Origin of the sequence: Paenibacillus sp. CH40, assembly GCF_024213605.1 — a bacterium.
Classification (GTDB): Bacteria; Bacillota; Bacilli; order Paenibacillales; family Paenibacillaceae; genus Paenibacillus; species Paenibacillus polymyxa_B.
In genome coordinates this window covers 402978-427498 of sequence record NZ_JANAVQ010000004.1, presented here as the reverse complement: position 1 = coordinate 427498, position 24521 = coordinate 402978, and the positions used below count along the sequence as shown (strand labels likewise).

28 protein-coding genes and 1 riboswitch are annotated in these 24521 nt (G+C 47.8%); of the genes, 19 read left to right on the top strand and 9 right to left on the bottom strand.

Annotated features, from left to right (window positions below; all coding sequences use genetic code 11):
- Window positions 1–169: 169 nt before the first annotated feature.
- The 5 genes from queE to NLX73_RS15230 all read right to left on the bottom strand — a co-directional run bounded on the left by queE (window position 170) and on the right by NLX73_RS15230 (window position 3664).
- The gene (gene queE / locus NLX73_RS15250; RefSeq protein WP_254326570.1) at window positions 170–1033 is read right to left on the bottom strand and encodes a 7-carboxy-7-deazaguanine synthase QueE; all 864 of its coding nucleotides are present in this window, start codon (window positions 1031–1033) and stop codon (window positions 170–172) included.
- Entirely contained in the window at window positions 1026–1517 is a 492-nt protein-coding gene (gene queD, locus NLX73_RS15245) for a 6-carboxytetrahydropterin synthase QueD (RefSeq protein WP_254326569.1), read from the bottom strand. The genes queE and queD overlap by 8 nt, the downstream gene beginning before the upstream one ends.
- A complete protein-coding gene (queC, locus tag NLX73_RS15240; protein WP_254326568.1) occupies window positions 1510–2193 on the bottom strand; it encodes a 7-cyano-7-deazaguanine synthase QueC in 684 nt (227 codons plus the stop codon). The genes queD and queC overlap by 8 nt, the downstream gene beginning before the upstream one ends.
- Window positions 2194–2328: 135 nt before the next feature.
- A riboswitch (PreQ1 riboswitch) is annotated at window positions 2329–2372 on the bottom strand.
- 79 nt (window positions 2373–2451) lie between these two features.
- Window positions 2452–3156, bottom strand: coding sequence for an AIM24 family protein (locus NLX73_RS15235; RefSeq protein ID WP_254326567.1), 705 nt, complete (start codon window positions 3154–3156; stop codon window positions 2452–2454).
- A 25-nt stretch (window positions 3157–3181) separates the two neighbouring features.
- Window positions 3182–3664, bottom strand: a complete 483-nt coding sequence (locus tag NLX73_RS15230; RefSeq protein WP_254326566.1) for an SH3 domain-containing protein — start codon at window positions 3662–3664, stop codon at window positions 3182–3184.
- Between the two features lie 314 nt (window positions 3665–3978).
- Between NLX73_RS15230 and NLX73_RS15225 the strand changes: the two genes are divergently transcribed.
- The 3 genes from NLX73_RS15225 to NLX73_RS15215 all read left to right on the top strand — a co-directional run bounded on the left by NLX73_RS15225 (window position 3979) and on the right by NLX73_RS15215 (window position 6180).
- Window positions 3979–4134 carry a hypothetical protein gene (locus NLX73_RS15225; protein ID WP_165176511.1) on the top strand — a complete coding sequence of 52 codons (156 nt, stop codon included), beginning with the start codon at window positions 3979–3981 and terminating at the stop codon, window positions 4132–4134.
- A gap of 223 nt (window positions 4135–4357) precedes the next feature.
- On the top strand, window positions 4358–5125 hold the full coding sequence (locus NLX73_RS15220) for a hypothetical protein (protein WP_254326565.1): 768 nt from the start codon (window positions 4358–4360) through the stop codon (window positions 5123–5125).
- A 71-nt stretch (window positions 5126–5196) separates the two neighbouring features.
- The gene (locus tag NLX73_RS15215) at window positions 5197–6180 is read left to right on the top strand and encodes a helix-turn-helix transcriptional regulator (RefSeq protein WP_061831176.1); all 984 of its coding nucleotides are present in this window, start codon (window positions 5197–5199) and stop codon (window positions 6178–6180) included.
- 40 nt (window positions 6181–6220) lie between these two features.
- Here NLX73_RS15215 and NLX73_RS15210 read toward each other — a convergent pair whose 3' ends face one another.
- The 4 genes from NLX73_RS15210 to NLX73_RS15195 all read right to left on the bottom strand — a co-directional run bounded on the left by NLX73_RS15210 (window position 6221) and on the right by NLX73_RS15195 (window position 10142).
- Complete coding sequence (locus tag NLX73_RS15210; RefSeq protein WP_061831175.1) at window positions 6221–6892, bottom strand: 3'-5' exonuclease; 672 nt, start codon at window positions 6890–6892, stop codon at window positions 6221–6223.
- 243 nt (window positions 6893–7135) lie between these two features.
- Window positions 7136–9037, bottom strand: coding sequence for a 5'-nucleotidase C-terminal domain-containing protein (locus NLX73_RS15205; protein WP_254326564.1), 1902 nt, complete (start codon window positions 9035–9037; stop codon window positions 7136–7138).
- 194 nt (window positions 9038–9231) lie between these two features.
- Window positions 9232–9657 carry an ImmA/IrrE family metallo-endopeptidase gene (locus tag NLX73_RS15200; protein ID WP_254326563.1) on the bottom strand — a complete coding sequence of 142 codons (426 nt, stop codon included), beginning with the start codon at window positions 9655–9657 and terminating at the stop codon, window positions 9232–9234.
- An 11-nt stretch (window positions 9658–9668) separates the two neighbouring features.
- Entirely contained in the window at window positions 9669–10142 is a 474-nt protein-coding gene (locus NLX73_RS15195) for a helix-turn-helix domain-containing protein (protein WP_254326562.1), read from the bottom strand.
- Window positions 10143–10474: 332 nt separating this feature from the next.
- Here NLX73_RS15195 and NLX73_RS15190 point away from each other — a divergent pair, with 332 nt between their 5' ends.
- The 16 genes from NLX73_RS15190 to NLX73_RS15120 all read left to right on the top strand — a co-directional run bounded on the left by NLX73_RS15190 (window position 10475) and on the right by NLX73_RS15120 (window position 24504).
- A complete protein-coding gene (locus NLX73_RS15190) occupies window positions 10475–10951 on the top strand; it encodes an ArpU family phage packaging/lysis transcriptional regulator (RefSeq protein WP_254326561.1) in 477 nt (158 codons plus the stop codon).
- A 471-nt stretch (window positions 10952–11422) separates the two neighbouring features.
- Window positions 11423–12283 (top strand): hypothetical protein, encoded by an 861-nt coding sequence (locus tag NLX73_RS15185; RefSeq protein WP_254326560.1) that lies wholly within the window; start codon window positions 11423–11425, stop codon window positions 12281–12283.
- Window positions 12284–12293: 10 nt separating this feature from the next.
- Window positions 12294–12512, top strand: coding sequence for a YqzN/YkzM domain-containing protein (locus NLX73_RS15180; RefSeq protein ID WP_028543149.1), 219 nt, complete (start codon window positions 12294–12296; stop codon window positions 12510–12512).
- A gap of 2 nt (window positions 12513–12514) precedes the next feature.
- The gene (locus NLX73_RS15175) at window positions 12515–13981 is read left to right on the top strand and encodes a phage tail sheath family protein (protein WP_254326559.1); all 1467 of its coding nucleotides are present in this window, start codon (window positions 12515–12517) and stop codon (window positions 13979–13981) included.
- A gap of 122 nt (window positions 13982–14103) precedes the next feature.
- Window positions 14104–14511, top strand: a complete 408-nt coding sequence (locus NLX73_RS15170) for a phage tail tube protein (RefSeq protein WP_007429163.1) — start codon at window positions 14104–14106, stop codon at window positions 14509–14511.
- A 76-nt stretch (window positions 14512–14587) separates the two neighbouring features.
- Complete coding sequence (locus NLX73_RS15165; RefSeq protein ID WP_007429164.1) at window positions 14588–15022, top strand: phage tail assembly chaperone; 435 nt, start codon at window positions 14588–14590, stop codon at window positions 15020–15022.
- 23 nt (window positions 15023–15045) lie between these two features.
- Window positions 15046–15177: a hypothetical protein gene (locus NLX73_RS24980; protein ID WP_302055420.1), complete on the top strand. Its 132-nt coding sequence runs from the start codon at window positions 15046–15048 to the stop codon at window positions 15175–15177.
- 21 nt (window positions 15178–15198) lie between these two features.
- Window positions 15199–16965, top strand: a complete 1767-nt coding sequence (locus tag NLX73_RS15160) for a hypothetical protein (protein WP_254326558.1) — start codon at window positions 15199–15201, stop codon at window positions 16963–16965.
- A 36-nt stretch (window positions 16966–17001) separates the two neighbouring features.
- On the top strand, window positions 17002–17646 hold the full coding sequence (locus NLX73_RS15155; RefSeq protein WP_023987378.1) for a LysM peptidoglycan-binding domain-containing protein: 645 nt from the start codon (window positions 17002–17004) through the stop codon (window positions 17644–17646).
- Complete coding sequence (locus NLX73_RS15150) at window positions 17643–18620, top strand: XkdQ/YqbQ family protein (RefSeq protein ID WP_076292306.1); 978 nt, start codon at window positions 17643–17645, stop codon at window positions 18618–18620. Before NLX73_RS15155 ends, NLX73_RS15150 begins: the two co-directional genes overlap by 4 nt.
- Window positions 18613–19020 (top strand): hypothetical protein, encoded by a 408-nt coding sequence (locus tag NLX73_RS15145; RefSeq protein ID WP_014280222.1) that lies wholly within the window; start codon window positions 18613–18615, stop codon window positions 19018–19020. Before NLX73_RS15150 ends, NLX73_RS15145 begins: the two co-directional genes overlap by 8 nt.
- Window positions 19013–19477, top strand: a complete 465-nt coding sequence (locus tag NLX73_RS15140) for a contractile injection system sheath initiator (RefSeq protein ID WP_254326557.1) — start codon at window positions 19013–19015, stop codon at window positions 19475–19477. The genes NLX73_RS15145 and NLX73_RS15140 overlap by 8 nt, the downstream gene beginning before the upstream one ends.
- Complete coding sequence (locus NLX73_RS15135; RefSeq protein ID WP_071559062.1) at window positions 19477–20628, top strand: baseplate J/gp47 family protein; 1152 nt, start codon at window positions 19477–19479, stop codon at window positions 20626–20628. Before NLX73_RS15140 ends, NLX73_RS15135 begins: the two co-directional genes overlap by 1 nt.
- The gene (locus NLX73_RS15130) at window positions 20621–21295 is read left to right on the top strand and encodes a YmfQ family protein (RefSeq protein WP_254326556.1); all 675 of its coding nucleotides are present in this window, start codon (window positions 20621–20623) and stop codon (window positions 21293–21295) included. The genes NLX73_RS15135 and NLX73_RS15130 overlap by 8 nt, the downstream gene beginning before the upstream one ends.
- 1 nt (window position 21296) lies before the next feature.
- Window positions 21297–23882, top strand: a complete 2586-nt coding sequence (locus NLX73_RS15125; RefSeq protein ID WP_254326555.1) for a hypothetical protein — start codon at window positions 21297–21299, stop codon at window positions 23880–23882.
- A gap of 10 nt (window positions 23883–23892) precedes the next feature.
- Window positions 23893–24504: a hypothetical protein gene (locus tag NLX73_RS15120; RefSeq protein WP_254326554.1), complete on the top strand. Its 612-nt coding sequence runs from the start codon at window positions 23893–23895 to the stop codon at window positions 24502–24504.
- The last annotated feature ends 17 nt before the right edge of the window (window positions 24505–24521 follow it).

Below are 24521 nucleotides of genomic sequence, written 5' to 3'. Positions count from 1 at the left end.
TAGGTTGGGGCAGAAGTGAATAATACTCGCTCCTATATAAAAGGAGCGTTGTGAGAAACCCCGTCCTCGGACGAGGGTTTCTCTTGTTTTGTAACTTGGATGTCGAAGGTGTACTTCGACTAACTTGTGTATCACATACAGCTCATACGGAATATATTACATATAAGTGTTATACGCCGCGTTTGTTGCCCCATACGAGGGTGTGGAGCTGTGGGAGTACTCTTACGTCGTTTAGTCGGGAATCGTCCATGACACGGTCGATAAGCCATTCATAACGATGGAGTAGGGACTCCGCAATCTGTCCGGTGTTCTCCGTGTTCACATCTGGATTACCCGTCTGGAGGAACAGCGGTACGTGTGGATAGCGCTCGTGAACGGTGCGGGCGTAGGCAAGATCGGTGTCATCGAAAATGACGACCTTCAAGCTGCAAGCTCCGGTATAGAGCCGCGCAGATTCATTAGCGGATTCCTTCAAGCCTGTTGCGGTTGGGATGTTGGACGTAGCTCGGGACTCGCCAGCCATCTTCCGGTTTGACAGACGGGCGACAATATCATCCAGCACGTCCCAGTTGGTCGTCATACCCGAGCTGGGCGGCTTCGGGGATAGGGTTACCTCATCGATATCGTACAGCCATTCCTGCCAGCGGGAGCCTTGTGTTTCGACAGCGGTGGCAATGCCTTGGCTGCGCAGCAGGGTGATTAGCTCCCCAAGCTGCGGTAGCAGGGCAGGATTGCCTCCAGAAAGGGTCACATGCGAAAACCGTTCGCCACCGATGGCCTTCAGCTCCTGCCAAATGTCAGTGGCACTCAGACGACGGATCTGATCCTTGGCGCTGCCGTCCCAGGTAAAGGCGGAGTCACACCACGAGCAATGGTAATCGCAGCCTGCGGTGCGAACAAACATCGTTTTACGACCAATGACCATCCCTTCGCCCTGAACGGTGGGACCAAACACCTCCAGTACGGGAATAGGGGCTATTTGGGTCCCGTGGGAGGCTATCATGGGTTGGTGAGTCGTCATGGTATTACTCATCGAGCATCCACTCCCGTCGGAATTCGGCGTAGCTGGTAGGTGTCTCGAACAACCGTACAAACTCGGTACGTCCACCTTCGACACGGTTGCAGTATGCATCCGAGGTCAAGGCTGACTCCATTTGTTCAAAGATCCAGACGACCATATTTTCCGCCGTTGTATTCATTGGAGGAAGCGTCTCATTCAAGTAACGATGGTCCAGAAAAGGTTCAATCCGCTCTTTCCAGATCGTTTTGATGTCACCAAAATCCAGCGTTAGACCCGTTTCGCCCGGTATACCGCTTATGCCAAAAACGACGATGTAGGTATGACCGTGCAGATTTTTGCATTTGCCTTCGTAGTAGTGCAAATGATGTGCTGCATCGAATGTAAATTGTTTGCTTACTAGTACACGTTTGCGGTGATAACGCAGCTGAGAGTGCTTAATGTCTGTCCCGAACTGCTGGAGCTTGTCGACAATGCGAAAGGTACCTGGCTCACGCATGACCTTCAACTCCTTGGGAGGAAGCTCCGCGCATCGCGAGATATTGCTCGAGTCCAGCACGGCGAAGTTTGCAAGCAGGGCATTCGCCACAGCCGTCGCCAATGACGCCGTTATAGCACGTTAGTGTACGTGTTCTTACAAATTCAAAAGCTTTCAGCTCATCGGCCATATGCCAGGTTTCGGCCTTGTTCAGCCACATGAGAGGGGTATGAATCACAAAGGGATAGTCCATCGAAAGGTTCAGTGTGACGTTCAGCGATTTGATAAAAGAATCCCGGCAATCGGGATAGCCGCTGAAATCCGTCTCACAAACGCCTGTAATCAAGTGGCGCGCTCCTTTTTGCTTGGCGAGAACTCCCGCGAAGCTCAGGAACAGAAGGTTGCGACCGTCTACAAAGGTGCTAGGCAGTTCGCCTTCCTGTTGTGTAATGTCAATGTCGGTGCGTGTGAGGGCATTAGGGGCTAGTTGATTAAGCAGGCTCATATCCAGTACCGTTTGCGGAACACCCAGCTCACGGGCGATTCCAGCGGCTACTTCGATTTCCTGCTTGTGGCGTTGACCGTAATCGAACGTCACGGTTTCTACTTCAGCAAAGTGTTTTTTTGCCCAAAATAAACAGGTTGTGCTGTCTTGGCCACCGCTGAATACGACGACTGCTTTTTCGTTTGCAAACATAAAAAAAACCTCTCGATCTTCTTGGAATGGTGCAAGACACGGAGTCTTGTCACTTGGAAGAAGGAGAGTTCTTGAACCGACTTCAACAAAAAACAGGCCTTGCCCCGCGAATTCATTTTTCTTGCGGAGGACAAAGCATCGTTAGTTTTTTATAGAGGGAGTTCGCGAACCTCTCCCATGCATGACGCATGGACTTTCTTCATTAGTATCTGCCACGAGGACAGACGGCTTTAGCATTGTCATTATAGCATGGCAGGGCTATTTGATAAACACTCCACCAAATGGAATGACTTCCCGTAAAAAGCGCTTGATCACGCCATCGTCGTTCATATCCTGTTGGAGCCGCCGATGATGTTCCCCGGCATGGAATAGTACGGTACCCTGTCCGGTCATTTTAAAATGATAGTTCATATGCTGGCTGGCCAGATGGTTGCCGTACACGGTCAACTCCAGTTTGGCGTTTTCGGGATAGGCAATGACGCTGCCCGCATCCACATATATCGGCTCTGTCGGATGAAGCTGTTCTTGACATACCAATCCCTGTGTCAAAAGACCGATTTGACCCACACCGTCAAATTTCATTTTTATAACATCGCGGCTAAACAACATGTTTTTCATGCTTAGCAGCTTGGTACGCATTTGAATACCGGAGCTGTACCAGAACAGGTTGCGAAAATCGTATAACAGATCATCGCTTCCTTCAAGCTTAATCATTTTTAGACTAAAGCCAGGTGGAAGTGCGGCAATTAGGCGACAAGCTCCTGTGAAATCGGCCTGAATCAGTTTGTGTTTGCGATACATGCCCTTAATATTCATCAGTTTATCACTACGGCCTGAGCTGGGTCCGCGGTATGCGATGATTTGCTGCGGATGCAGAACGTGCAGCTTTTCTCCTTCCGCCAGATCGAGCGTTACGACCGAACCGACGCTTTCATCATGGTGTTGTCCTGCTTGTATGTCCATTCAGACCTTTCATCCTTTCAGGCAGTTAGTATCTTCCCGAACGTCGACGCATCCCGTAACGCAACAGTCGGATACCGATAAAATAACCGGCCAGCAGAATTATAGCTGTGATGATGAGCATTTTATTTCGGTGTGAAGCCTGATCGCGCTGGGTTTGAAGATTTTTTAGTTCTGTGACAGTGTCAGTCAGCTTGCGGTTTTGCTCCAGTAATTGGGCGTTTTGCTCTTGATAGGCTTCTAAGCTGTTACGGGCCTTCTCCAGATCTTCCTGTGTTTGTCGGTAGCTTTCCTTGAGCTGATACACATCACCGGGCAACCGCGAAAATTGCTCGAAGCCTTGGTACACATCACCGGGCAACCGCGAAAATTGCTCGAAGCCTTGGTACACATCATCCCAATAAGCAGCATGTACTTCGGGTACACGAGTTATCCCAAAAATAAACAAAAGTGCTATAGCAGCGCAGACAATGCGGCGGTACAAAGCAAAACGACAAGTTGGTCGTGCCAAGAGATGTTCCCCCTTTTGATAAACCAAGATGTTAGATGATATAGATCATTACCCATATGACATGGTTACGTATAATATAACGATTCGGATGCAGATTTTAGAATAAACGGACGATAAATATAAAGAAAATGTTCTCAAAAAAAGTCGATATATTAGTTTAAGTGTACCTTAAAACGGGTATATCAAGGAAGCGGCAACATTCCGGCATTTTTCCCAGCATACGAGTAAAGAACGATCCGCACCTGATCAGGGGCTTAAGTTGAATAAATGAACTGAAATATATTAAAAATTGATATAAAAGGAGATTTTGCAAGATGAATGAGAGAGAACAAAACTATAAAACTTTAAAAATCACTGTAAATGGAAAGCCGTTATCAAAGGATCTCGTCGTAGATAGCACTACTTTTGCTCCTATATCTGATATTTGCACAAAAACGAATGTTTCTTTGACAGAAACTACAATCTCATAAGTTTAAATATAGAAGTAGACTATAATATAGCCCGGCATATGCCGGGCTATTTTTGCGCATTTATGTAATTGAAATGGTTTAAAATGTTATTTACCAAACTAGGTCCCCCTTCATAAAGATTCCCATGTATAATTTTCACAATCAAACATACGTTCCCTGACAATATAGTGTCAGATAACACTGTTAATTTAGAGTTACATGTTCTTTTAGGGGGAATTTACCAGTGGTGAAGTCAATGCTCAATGTAACGTGCACATGGGACAAAGAGTCCATATCTGCGAATGGGTCCAAACAAGTAAATCTACTGATAGAATGGGGCTATGGAGCTATACGTAAAAGAAAAGGAAATTTAATACCGAAAGCAGCGGGATGTGACCTTCAACTCCAGTTCATTCCAGAAAACGGGGTAAGTCTATTAAAAGCTGAAGGGGTAAGGCTCGGTTTTAAACGCTCGGAAAACGGAGATAGCATGTTTGTTCACTGTGGTGATGTACGGCGGGGAAAATATAGACAGGCTATTTTGACGTTTTCTATACCGGCTCACTCGTCCGGAAGACATACGATTGGAATGATGGAGTGGAGCTGGCGCAAGCCATCGCAGGAAAAGCGAACGCTGATCCGGACAGACCAGCTCTACATCCATTTTACGCATCATCTTGGTCTGCTGAGCATTCCATCCAACCCGAAGGTGGAAAAATACATAAAGCTGAATGAGACGTCCCCTATTGTAAAAAAGGCATTGCGTATGTACGAGAAAGGGGAATATGAGCAAGGGGCGTTCATCCTTACCAGACAAGCAGATGAATTACTTATACGTGCAGCAAGAAGCGATGATATGGACTACCTGCAGGAAGCCGAGTTGCTTCTGGCTATACGTAATAAATGGAGCGGTACTTTTGTATCATTTACAGCGTATAGTTCTAAAGTCTTTTTTAATAAGGCGATATCGCTAGAAGATGTTCGTTTTACTGAAAATGATACTTTGAGATAGGCAATTATGCTAGTTTATTTGTGTAATATAGTGAGTCTAATTTACTATCTTTTTGTAAAGGAGAGACTTCCTTGACTGATCGGTTGATACGTTTAATGCGGATTATTACTATTGTTCAGGCAAATCCAGGGATATTGGCAAGAGAGCTTGCCGAACGTTGTGAAACATCAGAACGTACCATATACCGAGATATGGAGGCGCTAAGCGCTATGCATATACCGATTACGAATATGGGGCATGGCAAGGGGTACATTTTTATTAGCAATTTTGCTTTGTATCCTTTGAATTGGACGGAAGAAGAGGCAGAGGCTTTTACTAAGCTGGGAGAGATTATGGAAACGGTAAAGCCTCTTTTACCGCCAGCTTTTGAAAGTGCTTATGAGAAAGTGATGGCCTCTAGTCAGAAAAAAAAGATGGACCAGACGAGCTTCGCGCAGGAAATGAAAAATATTGTCCGGCTCGGCTCGACACTTGATCGGGAAAACCAGCCCTATCTGCTCAGGCTGATTGTTTTAGCGAGTCTTACGCAGCAGACTATTGAAGCGGAATACAGCTCACCTCAAAATGAAGATGTATCACTCGTTCAGGTAGATCCTTATTGTTTGGTTCCGCAGGATCGGCGATTCTATATGCTTGGTTTTTGTCACAAGCAATCCGCGATGAGAACCTTTCGGATCAGTCGATTTCGGAACATGAGAATTTTGCCGTATACGTTTCAAAAAAATACAACTGAAATGGAAATGTTTTTTAAAGGGACTTGGTCGGTGACCAAAGGAAATCAGAATATCCGGTTTGTGGTACGTTTTTCTGCCGAGTCTGTATATCGGGTCAAAGAAGAGGAGTTGTTCATCAAGCCTTTTCTTAGGGATTTGCCGGATGGAAGTTTGTTGTTTGAGGTGACGGTCAATCATGACCGTGAATTTTTGGATTGGCTCACTTCCTATGGAGCTGAGGCCGAGATCCTGGAGCCTTTACGGTACCGCAAACGAATGCAAGAAATGCTGCGGACCTGGGGGACATTCTATTTCGATAAAAAGGCAGGAAATCAAGAATAACAGGGGGAGATCCCCCGGAACGGGCCGGGGAGCTATCCGCTTAACGGTCCTTAAACAGGTTGGCGAGATTGCCAAAAGGACTGTACTGCTCCTGTTCTTCTTCTGGTGAGGAGTAGACGAGCTTCGATCCACGGCTTTCCTCATCGTCAGCAGCATTATGAACTAATGTAATACGATCAAAATGGTACATGAAAACCTGAGCGGTGTTCACGGCATCATCCAGTGCCCGGTGTTGTTGACCGTCAAAGTCAATGTTGCACAATTCCAGCGCCTGAGACAAGCTCAACTGACGGTACTTTCCATTGGAACCAAACAGACGGGAAATCTGCTTCTGTATATCATTTGTATTATGAATCCATCCGAGATCTACATGATGGGTACGACAATGGGATACCAGCTTCTGACGGTCATCCGGGCCCCATGCGCATAAATAATAAGGGGAATCCGTACCGAGCCAGGCTATGAATTCCTTCACAGCTTCAGGAAATAGTGGAGCGGCATCAATATCTCGTTGAGTAATACCTGTGAACTGAACGGTATCTGTAGAGAGTACAGGCCGATTCGAGGGTCTTACAAAACTGTGAAACGTATCCGCAACGTATAGGCCATCGTCTCCCTGAACAACTTTGACGGCACCAATATCAATGATTTCGGAGGAATATCTGGCGTTACGACTAACGGTAAATTCAAGATCGTAAATAATGTATTGCATTTCTGGACTCCTTTCACACATATAACTGATCCCGATGGGTATCGGGACGAATGTTCTCTGCCCGAATGACTCTTCTCCATCATACCTCTCGGTTCACAACTTGTCAGCGGTTAAAAGGTTTGCTTTTAAAAAAAATATGCGATGTCCAAATGAGCTTGGACTATCGCATATCTAAAAACGCCTGACATACAGCAGCATCCGAAACCACTAGGATTCCGGACGCTGCTTTTGCTAGCTATTGAATTAGGCCGGGAGGTCTAACTTTTGTCCCGGATAAATGCGGTGAGGATTCTTCAACTTATTCAACTGCTGAAGCTGTTGCCAGGTGGTACCATGTTTGCGGGAAATGTCATACAGCGTATCCCCGGATTTCACAACATATACATGGTTATTTGTAACTTGTGCAGAATTTGATGTCTGCTGTGGCTTGGCTGTTTGAGACTTTGCCGGCGCCGGTTTTGCGGGTGCTGGTTTCGCAGCCGGTGTAGGAACGGGTTGCGGCTTTTCCTGCACAGGTGCAGGTGTTGAGGTTGAGGCAGACGGCCCAGCTTGTGTGGCAGGGACAGAAGTTTTACCGTCAGCCTTGGCTTCTTGAATGCGACCGTCCGCTTGTACTTGCAGGCTAGCGGAGCCGACCTTTTGCATATAGCGGATTAACGCCTCATCAAGCGAGCCGAACATACCTGCTTGTGGATATTTAGCGAACATCGTATATTGGTCACCACCTACGGCAGTAAAATCATTGGTGGCCAGTGTGTATGTTGCCTCAGGATCAAGTGTTTTTCCGCCGATCAGGATGGAATGAACACGGCTGCCTTTGGCTGCTGATGTGTCTATTTTGAACGTGATACCTGATACCTGTGGGAAACCTCCGCTTGGCTCTGGATAGGAGGCTGTACCATTTTCCAGTGCGGCCTGAATGTCAGAGCCCTTCACTTTCAGGGTAACGATCTGGTTGCCGAAGGGCAGTACAGTGATGATGTCTCCCTTGGTTACCGTCCCCGTCTTGATGGAAGCCCGGATGCCGCCACCATTCGTTAAAGCCACGTCTGCTCCCGAAACGTCACGCATAGCATCGGTGAGCAAGTCACCGAGATTGGTTTCACTTGCACGTACCTTTTCGCGTGCTCCTTCCAAATCCACACTCGTTTGCGTTACAACCTCTTTAAGAATAGGTTCCTGGTCCTTTTGAATGGAGGTGATCAATGCAGCAATCTCAGCGTTGGGCTGAACATCGACTGCTTGAGTCGAATCAATCAGCTTGGCTTGCTTTTGCGTAACCTTACCGCCGTCGACCCATAAGTCCACAACACCCAGATACTTGGTGTATTCACCTGCGCTAGCGATCAATGTACCATTGTCACCAACCAAGCCTTTTTCCAGTACGGTATGGCTGTGTCCATCGATGAAAATATCAATGCCAGGCACTTCCTTAACAACCTTGAGGCTGGTGTCCTTACTAGACGCATCTTGCCCCAAGTGACCAAGAACAACAACGACATCTACTTTGCTGCGGATTTCATCAACAGCCGCTTTGGCCTCAGCCGCAGGATCGGTGAATTGAATACCCTCAACATTTTTGGGATTCGTCTTATATGCCGTTTCTGGCGTAGTCAGACCGATAATACCGATTTTAACGCCATCCACTTCTTTAATAACATAGGGTTCGAACAAGCGTGTTCCGTCGGTTTGTTTAATATTGGCGCTAAGCACAGGGAACTGAATCTCCTTACTTAGCTCAACAAGATGCTTCCAACCATAATTAAACTCGTGGTTACCCGGAACCATAGCATCATAGCGCAGCTTGTTAATCACTTTCACAATACTTTCACCGTTAACCAAAGTAGCGAAGGTCGTTCCATGAACGGTATCCCCGTCATCTAGCAGCAGTGTATTGGGATTGGAAGCCCGGTACTGATCAATGATACCCGCCAGCTTGGCGAATCCCATTTCCTTGTCGTTCGCGACCACGTGGGCATGGGTATCGTTCGTATGTAGGATGGTGATGTGTTTACCGCTGACTGGAGTCGTTGCCGTTCCCACTGTTCCCACGTTGGTTGCTGGGTCTGCTGCTGCTGTACCGAGACACCCAAGTAAAAGCGCGACAGTCGTCAGAATTGACGAGAGTTTTTTCCATGAGTTCATGTTGTTCCTTCAACCTCCTATAAAATGAATGAATTAGAGAAACCGCTTACGACCACATTTTATCAGATGATTGTAAAAATAACTTCTATTTTATATCAAAGCATTAAAATTTTTTGATATATCGGTTGTTAAATCCATCGTCTAGTTACCTATATTGTAGAGGAAGTAATCAACAGCAGCTCATAGAATGAGAACTAATGTTCTAATTTATGGTTAAAAAAAAGGGCAGTCTCTTTGGGCAGCCCGATCCGGGGTAAATAGTGATCCAACGTTTCGTCAGCTAGTGGCGGTGTTCCTTCACTCAGCAAAAGCACGGCAAACCGATTGGCCTGCTGTTCAAATTTTCCTGGGGAAAAGTAGGAATGCTCCTCCATAAAAAAGCGGCTAATGCCTTTATGCAGTCGGTCATGTCCCAATTCATGCGCACAGACGAACCGTTCCCATTCGGGTGTGAGGCCATTGTGGATAACGATAAATCTTCTACGCAGCTTGTGGTAATACAGCCCTTTGGTTGTGGGGCCTAGATCGCAGTATCGGATATGGATACCCAGGGCTTTCGCAATATCGAAGGGGCAGTTGGTACGGTATTTTCGGACAAGTTTGTGAATGAGTTCGTTCATACGCTCACCTGCTATCCCTGATCTTTGCCCGCTTGGGGCTCTTTGGGCTTTTTATGTTTGTTCATCTGCTTGGCTTCCCAGAACAGACCTGTCAGCACGTCCTTGATCCGTTGACGATCTTTTTCATCCAGCGGAATGCCATCGAACATTAATTCGTCGTCTTCCTCCAGCATTTTTTTAAAATCCCGGCGGTCTTTATAGGTTGCCCATTCCGGCACAGTAGAAGGATAAAGTTCATGTGGACTTTGCTCCATTGAATCATCGTCTCCCCAATATCCGGCGGCCTTCATCATTTCGGTATAGGATACGCTAAGCGCGTCCGCTATTTTGCGGAGAGTGGAGGGTTTGGGGATTCCGCGCAGTCCATTTTCAATGCGGGAAATTTGTGAATTGCTAATACCTGCAGCATCTGCCAACTGGTTGATGCTCCATTGTTTGTACTCACGCTGCTGCTTTAAGTAAGTTCCGAATGCTGGCTGTTCCACAATGGGGGCTCCTTTCTGCAAGAGAATCATAGATATTAGTTTTATTATACCATTAGGTAAATAGTAAAAGCACGTAATATGCCAAAAGGCATAGGAAAATGAAGCGAATATCCTGTTTTTGGAGGTATACTGCTTTTTTTGACGATGGATACCTATCCTAAATAATGTTATGTTATACTCGAGATACGAACAAAAGGGGAACAAATTGTAAACACGAGCGTTTTTCTATTTCAGGATTTTGCAAAATTCGATCCCAGTCGCTTCGAAGTGCAAAATCCTCATTTAAAAATACATCATTGTCAAAAGGCATAAGATAAGGAGTGTTGCTTTACATGAGAAATAACTTACCCGAATTGGACCGTCGCAAAACGCAGAATGCATTGGAGGGTGTGTTTGAGAAATACCGGATTTATAAAACGATTACTTTTATGGATCGGGAGAGCTTTATTACTGCTGGCTATACGGATCGCCCGAACGGACCAACGAATGTGACAAGCGATCCAACGGCTCGGACAGCCGTATATAATGTAGATGCTCCTGCCGCCCGCTTGGCCTACTGCGAAATGGTGGATGCGGTAGTGAGTCGCTTGAATGAACGCGAACAGCTGCTCATCCGTGAACGTTATTTAAAGGATGACGATGTGTTTGATTACAAGGTTTACAATTATGTGTTAGACCCACCAGTCAGCAAGGATACGTATACGAAGCTTCGTACGCGTGCTTTTTACAAAATGGCGCTTGCGCTGGCGGACCAAGGCGTTTTGAATCTGGTAGGCTTGCAGAAGGGCGCGGATCGAAAATTGGGGTAATGTAATAATTATCCACTTGTTCTCATTTCTATTTCAAAATCGTTTCCTAAAAGGCTTTGATTTCCTGTAATAACAGGGATCAAGGCCTTTTTTCATGACAGGAACACATGTTCTCAAAAAACCTCCCAACTTCATCCCTAGTCTCTGCTTTTATCGTCCATTTCCCCGGCAACGCATTTGTTATTAGGGTGTAAGATTATATCATCGGGAATCAAGACAAGAGGACATACCGAAGACACACACAGTCAAACGTTAGCCGGCCATTAGGGCCGGTTTTTTCATGCGGTGATTGTCTCTGTCGGTTCCCGATGAATTCGTTGAATAGAAAGGAGGAGTCGTGTTGCCTAAGCAAGGGATGCTGCAATGCATGAGTACGAGGCTACGCCGGCTGAGAACACGGAAGTGGAAAAAAGCCTGGCTGAATAGCCACAACATGCGAACGCAGGGTACGCAAAGGTGGCATGCCGCAGGATGAGACAAGCCTTTAAGCAAAAGCTCATTGAAATTATTCCAGCGCTGCAAGGGCGTGTATACGATGTTCAGCCACCGTCGCAGACGGCAGAGGAGCCGTATGCTGTTATGGCGCTGGGCGAGGAAATCTGGAAGTCTTCCTGGGCCGGCTATCGGCAGGTTGTTCGCATCAAGCTGTACGCAGGACAAGCCGGACTGGCGCAGGCTGATGTATGGGCAAATGCCCTGATTGCCGGACTGCACCGGGAACCAGTGACAGGTGCAGGTGAGGACACATCGGCTTTTACCGCGCACTATTTGGGCGTGCGGGATGCAGAAAAGCTGGACACTGTTACGGGGAAGGCCTATAGAACGCTGCGTTTTGGCGTGTATGTGCCTGAAACGGAAAGTGGTTCGGCCACTACAGCAAGCGGTGCTGCACAGCCGGAAGAGTGGCTGGCCGAGCTGGTCCGCTGGACGCAGAAGCAACTGGGCGAAACGTGGTCGGTATACGCCGACGCATGGCCCGCACAGCCGGGGCGGCAAGCGGTACTATGGCGGATGAGCGGCTGCGAAACTAGGATGGCGGGAGCCTCCATGTATGAGCTGCGCAAACGGTTCATCGGGCATATTACCGCCCCGGACACCACCGAGGAAAACCGTGCAGCTTCCGCACTGATCGAGGGCTTTGCCGCTCAAATCCAACTTCCTCTGGATCAGGACAAGGGCCGTTATATGTCTACAGCTGAAGCTTCAGCCGATTTGCAGGCAGATGCCATTTTAGATGGTCAGCTTCGGCTGATGCTGGTACAGCGGCGTATGCGCCCAGCTGAGGAAGCGGCGTTGATTCGCAGAGTGGAAATTCATCCTATTTTGAAATGAGGTGGTCCGAGTGACCTTGGAAAACCATGAGAAGGCCCCGGTACATTCCGGGCAGGAAGCAAGTGGCCCTCGCTATACGCTGGAGGAGCTAAAGGAGCACGCAGAACAATTGTTTTCCGTGAAAGAAGAAGTGCTGGCAGGCGCCTTTTTTGGCACACAGGACAAGCTGTTTACGGTAGCAGAAGCACACACTAAAATCGAACAATTTATGAAAGCGAAGGTGGACTAATTATGGCAGGCGGAACATGGGAAAACACGAATAAACCGGTATTGCCGGGTTTGTATATGAATTTTCAGGCAGCAGCAGCTTCAGCGATTCAAGGTGGGTCGCGTGGTACGGTCGTTGTGCCCGTTAAGGCGAATTGGGGCCCTGTACGGGAGTTTGTAGAGATCGGCAGTGAAACGGCAATCAGCCAAATCTTTTCGGGTGACAGTCTGGACGGTGCGACCGCGTATTCGACTCTGTATCTGGCTTTGCTGGGCGGTCCGAAAAAGCTGTTAGCCTACCGTTTGGCAGATGATACAGCTGCTGAAGCATCTGTGACGCTGAAAAGCGGCGGTGAGACACCGGCGGATGTGCTGCGCCTGAAGGCTTTGTATACAGGTAGCCGCGGTAATGGTTTTGCTGTAACTGTACAGCCAACTTTGGGTGATGAGCAAGCACGTGAGGTGCGCCTTTATGAAGGAACCAAGCTGCTCGGTACGTACAAAGGCAGTGACGGTACGGCAGCCTCCATTGCCAAGGCCATGAACGAGAACAGCGAAAACGTATGGGTGAAGGCTGAGGTTGTCGGCGACGGTGGCATTCCGGTGGATGTCAGCGGCGTACACCTCACTGGCGGCAACAGCGGCAATAGCAAGCTGGTTAATGCGGATTACATCGCGATGCAGGAGGCACTTGAAGGACAGGAATTTAATGTCTTGGCCTTGGATTATGCAGCCGATCTGGCATTGCTGCAAAGCTTTGCAGCCTGGATCAAGCGTGTTCGCAACGAAGGTAAAGGCGTAATTGCTGTATTCGGCGGTTCTGCGGCAGATGATGTGTCCAAAACAGCCGTCAGCGTGACCTCTGCACGTTCCCTGGCACTGAACCATGAAGGCATCGTGAACGTCGGTACAGGCGTACGTCTGGCAGGTACGGACTACAGTTCTGCCCAAACGGCTGCTTTTGTAGCCGGACTGATCGCAGGCCAACGTCTGAATCAATCGGCAACATATGCGGTTACGCCATTTGAGGATGTAACCCGCCGCTGGACACGTTCCGAGCAGGAGCAGGCTGTCCGTAATGGTGTCTTCCTGCTGTTCTTCGACGGCCGTCAGGTCAAAGCGCTGCGTGGCATCAACAGCTTGGTAAACCCGTCTGCCGGACAAAACAACGCATGGAAGAAAATCCGTTCCATCCGCGTTATGGACGCTATTAACGCTGACTTGCAGCGTGCAGCCGAAGAGACATACATTGGCAAAATCAACAACACGGTGGAAGGTCGTCTGGCGCTTATCGGTGCAATCAAAGAATACCTGGCACAGCTGTCGCTGAGCAACGTCATCGAAGCAGACGGCTACGATGTCATTCTCGACCCGGCTTACTACGGCGATGCACCAGTCATCAAACCGGAGCCGGATCAAGTGTTCCTGCAATGGAACGTGAAGCTCACCGACGTGATGGAGCAGCTGTTCGGCACATTTTACGTGCAATAAATAAGGATTTTACGTGTATAAGTATTTCGCAGGCAATCGGCAGAAATAAAGTAGCTTGTTAACAACGAGGATTTTATGAAATCCCGAACTATATTATGGATTATTTTGAGGAGGAAAAAGAAATGTTGGATGCTTCAAGAGTCATTTTAGGTACGTATGGTCAGGCGCATGTGGACGGGGTGTGGCAGACGAATATCAATAAGCTGGAAGCCAGCGTGGAGATGGAAAAACGCGAGCTGAATCTCGTGGGCAACGAGTGGAAGGTGCACAAGCGCGGTATCAAAAAGGGAACGGGAACGATGAGTGGCTACAAGGTTACGTCCGATATGATTCGTCGCGGTTTTAACCGTTTTGAGATTATTACTAAATTGGATGATCCAGAAGCCTTCGGACATGAAAGTATTCGTCTCATTCGTTGCACTCCTGACAAAATCCAACTGGCCAACTGGACAGCAGGTGAAGAAGTACAGGAAGAAACGACCTTCACCTTTGAAGGCTATGAGCTGCTAGATCCGATTGTAGCAAACTAAATTGGAAAACGGGGGATGGGATGCTGTGAGGCGTTCCGTTCCCCAAATACAAATAAACAATAAGGGAGAATGACTTATGAGCTTGAATGAGAATATGACAGAAGAACAAATTTTGGACAGTCTGTTTGAGGCCGCTGAAAAACTACCGGAGGAAACGGTTCGTATCAAGCGCCTTGATATGAAAATTGTGCTGCACGGCCTGACCTCCAGCAAGGTGGACAGCATTCGTGAGCGCTGCACGATTCGCCGAACCGTGAAGGGTGCAGTGGATGAGAAGGTAGATACTGAAACGTTCAACGCCTTGTTGATTTCGGAAGCTACCGGCAAGCTGGAAGTGAAAGGCTTGTCCCTTAACGGTTGGGGCGATCCCCGGATTACAAGCCGTTTGAAGCTGTCCGGTGGCGAACAGTCTGTCCGCCGTATGCTGCTGGCGGGTGAACTGGATGCAGTAGGGGATAAGGTGCTGGAACTGTCCGGTTTTGGCGTTGAGATTGCCGACCTAAAAAACTAATCAGCTCCGGGGGAATGACGACGATGCTGTACCACTTGTGGGTTCGGCACCACCTACGCCCCGGAGATTTTTGGGAGCTTCCCCGCGGCGAGCGTATGCTGCTGCTGGCGTTTGCCGAACAGGAAATGGATAGCATAGCAGCTTCAAAAGCATAAACAAGGAGGTGAACATGATAGATGGCAGAAGCATTAAATTACCGCATGAACCTTGTGATCGATCCTAAAAACGTCATTAAGGCGAACAGAGAATTACGTGCAATGGAACGTTATTTTGAGCGGATTCAAGGACGTGTGTTGAAAATCGGCCGCACCCGCATGGCCCCGGAAATTGTGCTGAACGATATGGCTTCTAAAGGCTTGGATAATCTGTTGAACAAGATTAATCGGGTCAAATCCCAGATTATTAACGCCTCGGGGAATGTAAATGTGAAGGTGAATAGCGGCACTGCTAAAGTAGGTCCGGTTAAGTCTGATAACAACCTGAGTACGGTTTTGAAAGCAAATACTACTGCTGTAGAGGCCAATACGGCCGCTATTGCGGATTTAAGTACTAAGTTAGGCTCTCTGAAACTCGGTGGTGAGACGAAAGAAGAAGAGCCCAAGGGTTTTTTAGAAAATCTTAAAGACACCCTCGGGGGTGTCAAAAAGTTTGGCGAAGGCATGAAGGGATTTTCTGAATTAAAAACTAAAGCCAAAGATTTAAAAAAAGTGTGGACTGAAGCTGGACCAGTCGGGGGGACTACAAAAAGGCAAAAATTAGTAAATGGAGCAAAAAAAATATGGAATAATAAAGGTAGTCTAGGTAAGGCTGCTGGTGAAGTTCTTGAAAGTTTCGGCGGTACTGGAGATATGCTGGAAGGCGGAATGGATTTTTTTAAAGGCGGCGGTGGAATAATTGGGAATATTAAAAGCGGTGGCAGTACTGCTATAGATGCAGTTTCTAGCGCCGCTTCTAGCATTATAAACCCAAGCACTGCTGGTGCAGCTGAGGAAGCTGGATCAGGCCTATTTAAGAACTTTTTAAAAGGTGGAGCAAAAAAACTGTTGGGACCTTTAAGCTATGGAATGGATATTGTGAACATCGCCAAGGCTACCTCTGGTAAAGAACGTGCAGAAGCTATCGGCTCCACAGTTGGTGGGACTGCTGGTTCTGCATTAGGCGGAGCTATAGGTTCATTTTTGCTTCCGGGTATTGGTACTGTGGTTGGTTCTACACTTGGGGGTATGGCGGGAGACTTTGTTGGTGGGAAAATTGGGGGATTAGTCTCAGATTATGGTCCAGCCATGATGGACAAAGCGAAGTCCGCTGGTAAATTTCTTGGAGAAAAAGCTTCCCAGGTCACAGGTTGGCTTTCGGATAAGGCTGGAGACTTCGGTAAAGGCTTTTCTGATTTCTTCTCTTTTGGTAAAAAGGATGAGCCTAAGAAAGCCCCGGCTAAGCCACCTGAAGTTCCTAAGCCTACCGTACCACCTCAACCAGCTGTAGCCGTGGCTACCAAACCGTTAACACCTATGCCACCTTTTCCAGGGTTACCACCCGGCGCTCAAGTGATGTATGGACCTCAGCAGCTAGGTGCAAAAGGTGTTCCTAATCCTTATGGACCGATGGCTATAGCTAACCAGGGAGTCAATCCAAACCCACTACTGAATACTGCGGTTCATGCGAATAATGGAGCCAAAGCTAAAGGCAAAGGTAATGGTAATCCGACACCTCAAGTAGTTCAGATCAGTCCTGAACAAATGGGAACACTGTCTGGCTTTTTGAAGGATTTTAAAACGGAAACCACCAACCAATTCAATCTTCCTGCGGGGGCTGTACAGGTCACTGTACATGAGAACAAGCTGGATGTGGACGGGCTTATTACGCAAATTGGCTACCGTCTCAAAGCTGAAATTTTGCGTGCAACGCAGAATACCAAGCCAGCAGGCGCTGGAGCTATGTAATGGAGTAGATGGTAGCAATGGGGAAGGAGGAAAGAGATGGAATTTAGTTTGACGGATGGTAAGGGGAAAAAGTTTCAGTTTCCAGTAAACCCTGAGGAAGTGACGATCTCACGGCAAAAGGGATTTGATACAACGACAATTTTATCCTATGGGGAGTTTGACTTCCCACAAGGGGAGAAGGTGAAGGAAATCTCCTTCTCTTCTTTTTTTCCGAAAGAATACAATCCAGCGTATTGCACATATGAAGATATCCCTGATCCGCAGGAGGCCATGAACACGTTGAATGGCTTTTTGTTATCCAAGAACCCGCTACGTTTTATTATTACGGAGACAGCCGTGAATGTGCCAGTAATTGTGGCATCTCATAATTCGATCTTTCGCGGCGGCGAGTATGGTGATGTGAATTTTGATCTGTCACTGCGGACCTGGAGTGATATGAAAGTTGCCAAAAAAGCTGGCGTCACGGGAAGTAAGGCGGCTGCGGTCAACAAAAAGCCCCGCACAGATATGAAAGAAAAGAAAAAAACATATACGGTTAAGTCTGGGGATTCCTTGTCCAAAATTGCCAAGCTGGAGTTGGGGGACAGTTCGCAATGGAGTCGTATTTATCAGCTTAATAAAAAGGTCATTGGACAAAATCCGAATGCGATTAAACCGGGGCAAAAGCTGGTGCTGTCATGAGCTATAAAGTCATTTTACAAGATAAATATGATTTGTCGCCGCTTGTGGAGAACATTAATTTGAGGGATTCGCTGGAGCAAATCGCCTATCAGGGAACGGTCAATCTGGTCGTTACGTCGGATATGCCGCCCATTTCTCCAGGGATGTCGATCCGGGTTAGTGGGATTCCTTATGGCAAAAAGGATTATGTCCCCTTGCTGTCCCCTGCAGTGATCTGGGAAGTAGAAACCTCTAACAACGGGCTCAAACGTATGACGCTGACGTTATATGACCGTACGGTGTATTTGGACAAGTCCGAGGATGAATATTTACTCCCTGCTAAGCAGACGGCTACTCAGCGTTTTCAGAAGTATGCTAGGGACTGGAAGCTGAAAATCGCTTCATTGCCAGATACAAAAAAATCGCTGGGACGCGCCGTATACCGCACACAGTCTATCTATTCTATGATGCTGGGAGATCTGCGCGAAACGGCAAAGGCGGGGGGAAAGCTGTATCATCCACGGATGATTTCTTCCGGGTTGGAGCTGTACGAGCTGGGAACGAACAAAGATGTGTATGTTTTGGAGAGAGTGACTGATACGACACAGTCCCGTACGCTGGAAGGTGCGGCCACGAGGGTGAAGGTGTTGGCTACGGCGGCTAGTGAATCAGGCAATGAGGTACCGTCCAAGGTGATGGCGCTTGAGGAGAAGGACATTGCCAAATATGGGACACTTCAGGTCATCGTTCAGGATGACGAGGTCAAGTCTGGTGCAGCAGCACGTGAGTTGGCCAAAAGTAAGCTGAGAGGCATACAACAAACGATATCGGTAAATGCACCGGACATGAACACGATCCGAGCAGGAGACGCGGTAATGTTAGGCTCCATAAAGTTGTTGGTCATTTCAGTGAGCAGGGAATTAGGCAACCCTGGCAGTATGTCGCTGGAGCTCGGAACGTATGACGATGTAAAAAGGAGGTTTTACCTTGAATAAGGACCCCTACGGGCATTTGGCTACTGCGCTGCAATCTTCATTTCATAAGCATACCAAGCAAGCACTGAGTGGGGTAGGCGCGGTACTAGGCACGATCACCTCGACGGGACTCAAGCTGGACGATTTTAAACATGAGCTTCAGGATTATCTGGTCGCCGAGCTGCCGGGGCTGCTGTCTGTACCACGTCATATGTATAAAGGCACCTCAACCGCAGTGGAATCGGAAAATTGGGAAGGCAAGGAGCTGAAAACTTCCTTTTATATTGGGGAGGACGAGCTGGAGGATGTGAATCTTAGCTTGAACGAAGGACTCAAGCCCGGAGATCGTGTACTTGCGGTTCGGGTGAATAGCGGCAATGATGTGGTGGTCGTGTGCAAGGTGGTGAGTGGACGTGGCTAATTTATTTCCCGAAACAGATGATATGATCTGGACAGACATGGATATGACCGACCCGGATGTACTGGAGGATAACCGTGCAGTATTTGGTCGAAGCTGGCGGTTTGATTTTGAAGCTGGTGAGTTTGTTATGAGCCCTAGCCGTAAAATCGTGACTACAGGCGAGAAAGAAGCCTGGGTACAGTGGTGTGAAAAAGCGATTCGCACTCCTCGCTACCGGCATGTGATCTATTCACCTGACTATGGGAGCGAGCTGGAGGAGCTGATTGGTAGCAGCTATGGGCACGGTGTGCAGGAAAGTGAAATTAAACGCATGGTCACGGAGGCGTTACTAGCAGATGCACGTACGGCTAGTGTGGATCAATTCACGTTTCGCTGGGAAGGTGAGGCGTGCCATTTTAGCTGTCAGATTACGAACGTGCGAGATGAAACGGAAATTGTGGAAAGTGTGGTGATCTAATGGCAGACTTGCCGGAATATTTGGTAGACCAGACGGAAGAGGGAATTTTAAATCGGATGTTGGAAAAAGTGCCTTCGGACATGGATAAGTCCGAGGGCTCTTTTATTTGGGATGCGCAGGCGCCGGTAGCGTTTATGCTATCCGAAGCGGCAATTTGGGCGCAGGAGCTGCTGCGACGTGGCTTTGCCAGCACGGCAGCCAGCGATAATCCGGATTTTCGCTCGCCGGAGCTGGATTTGCGGACAGCAGAGCATGGGGTGACACGGCGAGAAGCGGTTGCCGCTTCAGGTATGGTCACGTTCACGGGCACAGCGGGAACGACTGTCCCGGCGGGAACGTTGGTGGCGACCCCGGCAGATGATGTATCCGGGGAAGCTTCCATTGAATATGCGACCACGGCATCGGTCACGCTGGATGAACAAGGTGCCGGGGAAGCAGCTATTCGGGCGGTCAATCCCGGGCGTAGCGGCAATGTGCCTGCGGGTGTCATCCAAGTGATGGCAACTCCGGTTAGCGGGGTTGCCTCTGTGATCAATACGGAGGAAACAAAAAGTGGTACAGACGTTGAGAGCGACCAGCTGTTGCTGGAGCGTTTTTATGCCAAGGTGCGGAACCAAGGCACAAGCGGCAACAAGGCGCAGTATACCCAGTGGGCGAATGAAATTGCTGGAGTGGGTGGCGTAGAAGTTGTTCCGCTCTGGAAAGGGCCAGGAACCGTAGGGTTATATGTACTGGATACGGACAAACGAGCAGCCAGCCCGGATATCGTGGCTGCGGTGCAAAAGTATATTGATCCGACGCAGGATGGGCAAGGAGAAGGGCTGGCACCAGCGGGTCCTGTGGTGACGATCATGCCAGCGGCAGAAGTGGAGATTAACATCTCAGTCAAGGTACAGCGTACCAAAGAGAAGCCGTCCACATTGGATGAAATCAAAAAGCTGATCGAAAGCGGTGTGCGGACGTATTTGAAGCAGCTTGCTTTTTACAAGGAAGACCCGTTGGTACGGTATACCCGGATTTCTGCTGTTTTGCTCGACATTCCAATTATTATTGATTTCTCTGAACTGAAAATCAATGGACAGAGCAATCAGAATATTGAGATTGGCTCAGGTCAGGTGGCAGTGCTGGGGACGGTGAGCGTCAGTGAGTAACAATGGAACGAACAGCTTTGAAGATTTATTGAATAACCCAGACCAGGGAAAACGTGCAAACCGTAGTGATACTTTTGTTAATCGAGTAACTATAGCGGGAGATACATTGAGCCAAATGAGCAGCGAGCGGGGACGCGAGCTGCTTTCCTATTTGCCTGTCTATTATGAAACCTCACGTGTGATGCGTTCTGATATGGATGCTAAAGGAAGCGAATTGGACGCTTTGTATCTTGCAATGGATGCAACGGTGGGACAGTTTTTCGTACGTACCGCCACATGGGGGTTGGAACGCTGGGAAATGGAGCTGGGGATCGAAACCGACCTGGCGAAGCCATTGGACCAACGGCGTGCTGTGGTGGAATCGAAGCTGCGAGGGGCAGGAACCTTTTCCGGCCGGCTTGTCAAAAATGTAGCGGAGGCGTATGACGGAGGCACGGTAGATGTCACTTTTCATCCCGCCGAATGGGGATTTACGGTCAAATTTATGGATACCATCGGGATTCCGCCCAACGTGGAGGATCTTAAAGCAGCCATTGAGGAGATCAAGCCCGCTCATATGGCGGTGGAGTACAAATTACGCTACCTGACCATTGCTGAAGTTGAGTCTATGACCCTCTATGAAAATGAACATACAACACAGGATAGATATTTAGGAGGTGGCGCATAACATGGCAAGCGAAAAAACACCAAATCTTGGCTTAAATCAAATTGACCGCACATCGCCCAAAACCACGTATTTTGATCTGGAGAAGTATTTGGACCAAAACTGGCGCGCTGTAGACGATTTCGCAGGTGATGTGAATGATGGTGTAAATGAGATCAAGAAGCGTCTGGATACGACGGAGCGTAAGGCAGTGACTCTCGAACCCGGGGGGCAAATTGTTCATGCGGAAAAGGCTGCGCCATTTTCATTGACGGGGCTGAGCGGGCGTACGTTGGTGAATTTGTTGGGACGCATGGGTAGTTGCGAGACAGTAAGCGAATGGTCCTCAAACGTAGCTATTGCAATTGATAATAATAACAAGACCAATGGTAGTAGCTCGTTTAAAATTACTCTGGGTAGTGTACCGGCAACCGCGTCTGCAAGTTTTTTGACCACTCCTGGTCGAAAATATATCGCAATAGCAGACGTGAAAAGGGGTAATACCAGCAAGGTGGCTATATCAATAAATGGTATTGCCAGTGTTGTGGGTAACGAGGTATCTTCTGGCTCTGTTTTTGCGCCGTCTGTTGTACGGTTCACGGCGAAGGAATATTTTCACATTGTTACCATCACAGGCACGGGTGCGGCTGATAATATATTTAATATGGACAGTGTACGCGTTTATGAGATCAGTGAGGCAGACTATGCAGACGCCGCAAGCCTTACGCCAGCACAGGCCGCAGCTAAGTATCCATATGTTGATAGTGTAATGCCTGTACGTAATCCTTATGCGATTCGGTACGGGGAAAATCTATTGCCGAACTTTTATGAATGGACAAAAACAGGGCATACAGTATTTATTTCTGATGCATACACTACGAGTGGGACACTTGTTTCAGGAGATATAGGAACGGATGCCTACATGGTTTACTACCTCGATGCTGTTCCGAACTTAGAATACACCTTGACAAATCCAGCGGATAGCAATGGCTTTATGCGGATATCAACATTCGATAAAAATGCGGTTCGACTACAGGGGATGTTTGTAAAGCCTGGAGAGTCCAAAACTATTAAGTTAAGCCCCTCAGCGGTACGCATGGGTATAAATATATCAGGGGTCACCTCCTATACTGATGAATTTGATACAAACCAATGGATATGGTCTGCCGGAACTGTACGCAATTTTAAAAAACCTATGCTCAACATCGGCAGCACAGCCAAACCATTCAAACCACGCGAGGATTCCATGCTGGCGCTGCAAACAGACCTATACGCCGATCCAGTTACGGGGGCTAATGCGGATACTGTATTCGAGCGTGACGGGCAATACTTCAAGTCCAAGAAGTGGCAAGGGCTGACGCTTGATGGTAATTTAGCGTGGATTTACTTCGAGTCAGGAACGGGCTACAAAGTCGTGAGGATTCCTGTTACTAATGGAGTGGTTGATAGTGAGAGGATAACAAAGTTTGATGGTAAGTTGGTTCAGCATGTTTTCCCGTTAAGCGGGCCGGATCAATCTCACCTTAGCCCTGAATCCGGCATTGTGGGCTTATCAATCTCTGTTGCAGACAGTGGATGGGCTGACAGCTACACGCCGACGTTAGACGACATCAAAGCCTACTTTTTCGGGTATAAGGCGTATGACGCCAACACCATTACTCCTGCAAATGCTCAAGCCATGACTACGGCTACATGGTCAGGTACAGGTACTAAGTATTGGGTACAACGTGTCGGTGCAGCTAATTTCACACAATCAGTACCCACAACGTCATATACAGGGTATACGTCTTACCAACTTGTATATCAACTCGCAACGCCTACGGTAGAGCCTATTGTATCAGAGGGCCAACTTACGTTTAACGAGGGAGATAATCAGGTTGAAGTAGGTACGGGGTTGATAGTTAGGGAGAGCGTTAAACCCTCACAATCCAGTGTTCAATACTGGGTTAATGGAAATTTGGACGGACTTGGTAAACTTCGTGAAAGGACAAGTAAGATTGTCGCCGTTTATAGAAACGGGAAGAACGATAGTTGGGGAATAATTGGACATGCCGAGGATGCTAAAAGCATATATGGGCTTTATCAGGCATATGCACCATCCAATAGGTTCGACCAAACAGCATTGTATAGTGCCACGTATCTGATTTTTGAAACCTCGCCTGTTGCTCCGTTCTTGGGTACGTATGCAGCGAACGAAAAGACGCTGCTGGCAGACTTGATGGACAGCGTTCAGAAAAACACGGCGCGGGTGTCAGTGCTGGAGAACAAGAAGGCTGACAAAGACAATCCCGCAGTTCTTACGCCTACTTTGCTTAATGGTGTAACTTTGGAGTACCCAACTTCACCTGTAGAGTATCGTAAATCATCGGATGGTCTTGTAACAATTCAAGGTTCAGTTAAGCCATCTTCCACTGGGGATGTTGTAGCTTTTATGCTACCTGTTGGATATAGGCCTAAACAAACTGTAGCCGTAGCACTCGCAGGGAATACAGGGACATCCGACATTATGGTAAGGGGAGTAGTGTTGTCTGGCGGACAGGTGCAAATAGGAAATTCAGTGCCTGTCATATGGGTGAGATTAGATGGCATTCAGTTCATCGCAGAAAGGTAGGAGTTGACACATGAAAGTAGTACCTAAAGTAAATACAAACGGCCTCTATCTGGAGGACGAGTTGGTGGACGATGCCCTTTCGGGTGTCGTCCCTTTTTATACAGCATCTTCACCCACGCTATCTGATACAAGTCAGCAGCTAGACACCCATCGGCTTACTGACAGTAGCTCTAGTACCATAAATGAAAAAAGTTTAGAAAGCGTCCCTGCTGGTTATACAGTAGGGATCCCAGTACCACCTGGTCTATACCATCCTCGTTTTGACATCCAAGGTTGGCTGACCTATGAAGCGGAATATAATCAAAAGGTGATAGAAGCACAAAACGCATACGAGCAACTTAGCAAGGAGGCTCAGGCAACGTTTCAGAAGCTGCATGATGAATGGCAAAACAAGCCTGAAAACGAACGCGGGGATGAACCTGTATATTTTGCACAGACATTCACGGCTCCAGAACGAAGAGACCCAACGGCATTCTGGAATGAAGGATTGAGTGCCGAAGCGATTAAGGAACTTACACAAAAGGCAGAGCAACAGCCAAGTGAGACAGATCAATTGAAGCAGCGTATTGCAGATCTCGAAGTGACGCTGACCCAGCTTATGCTTGGAAATACACAAAAATAAACGAGGTGAAGTTATAA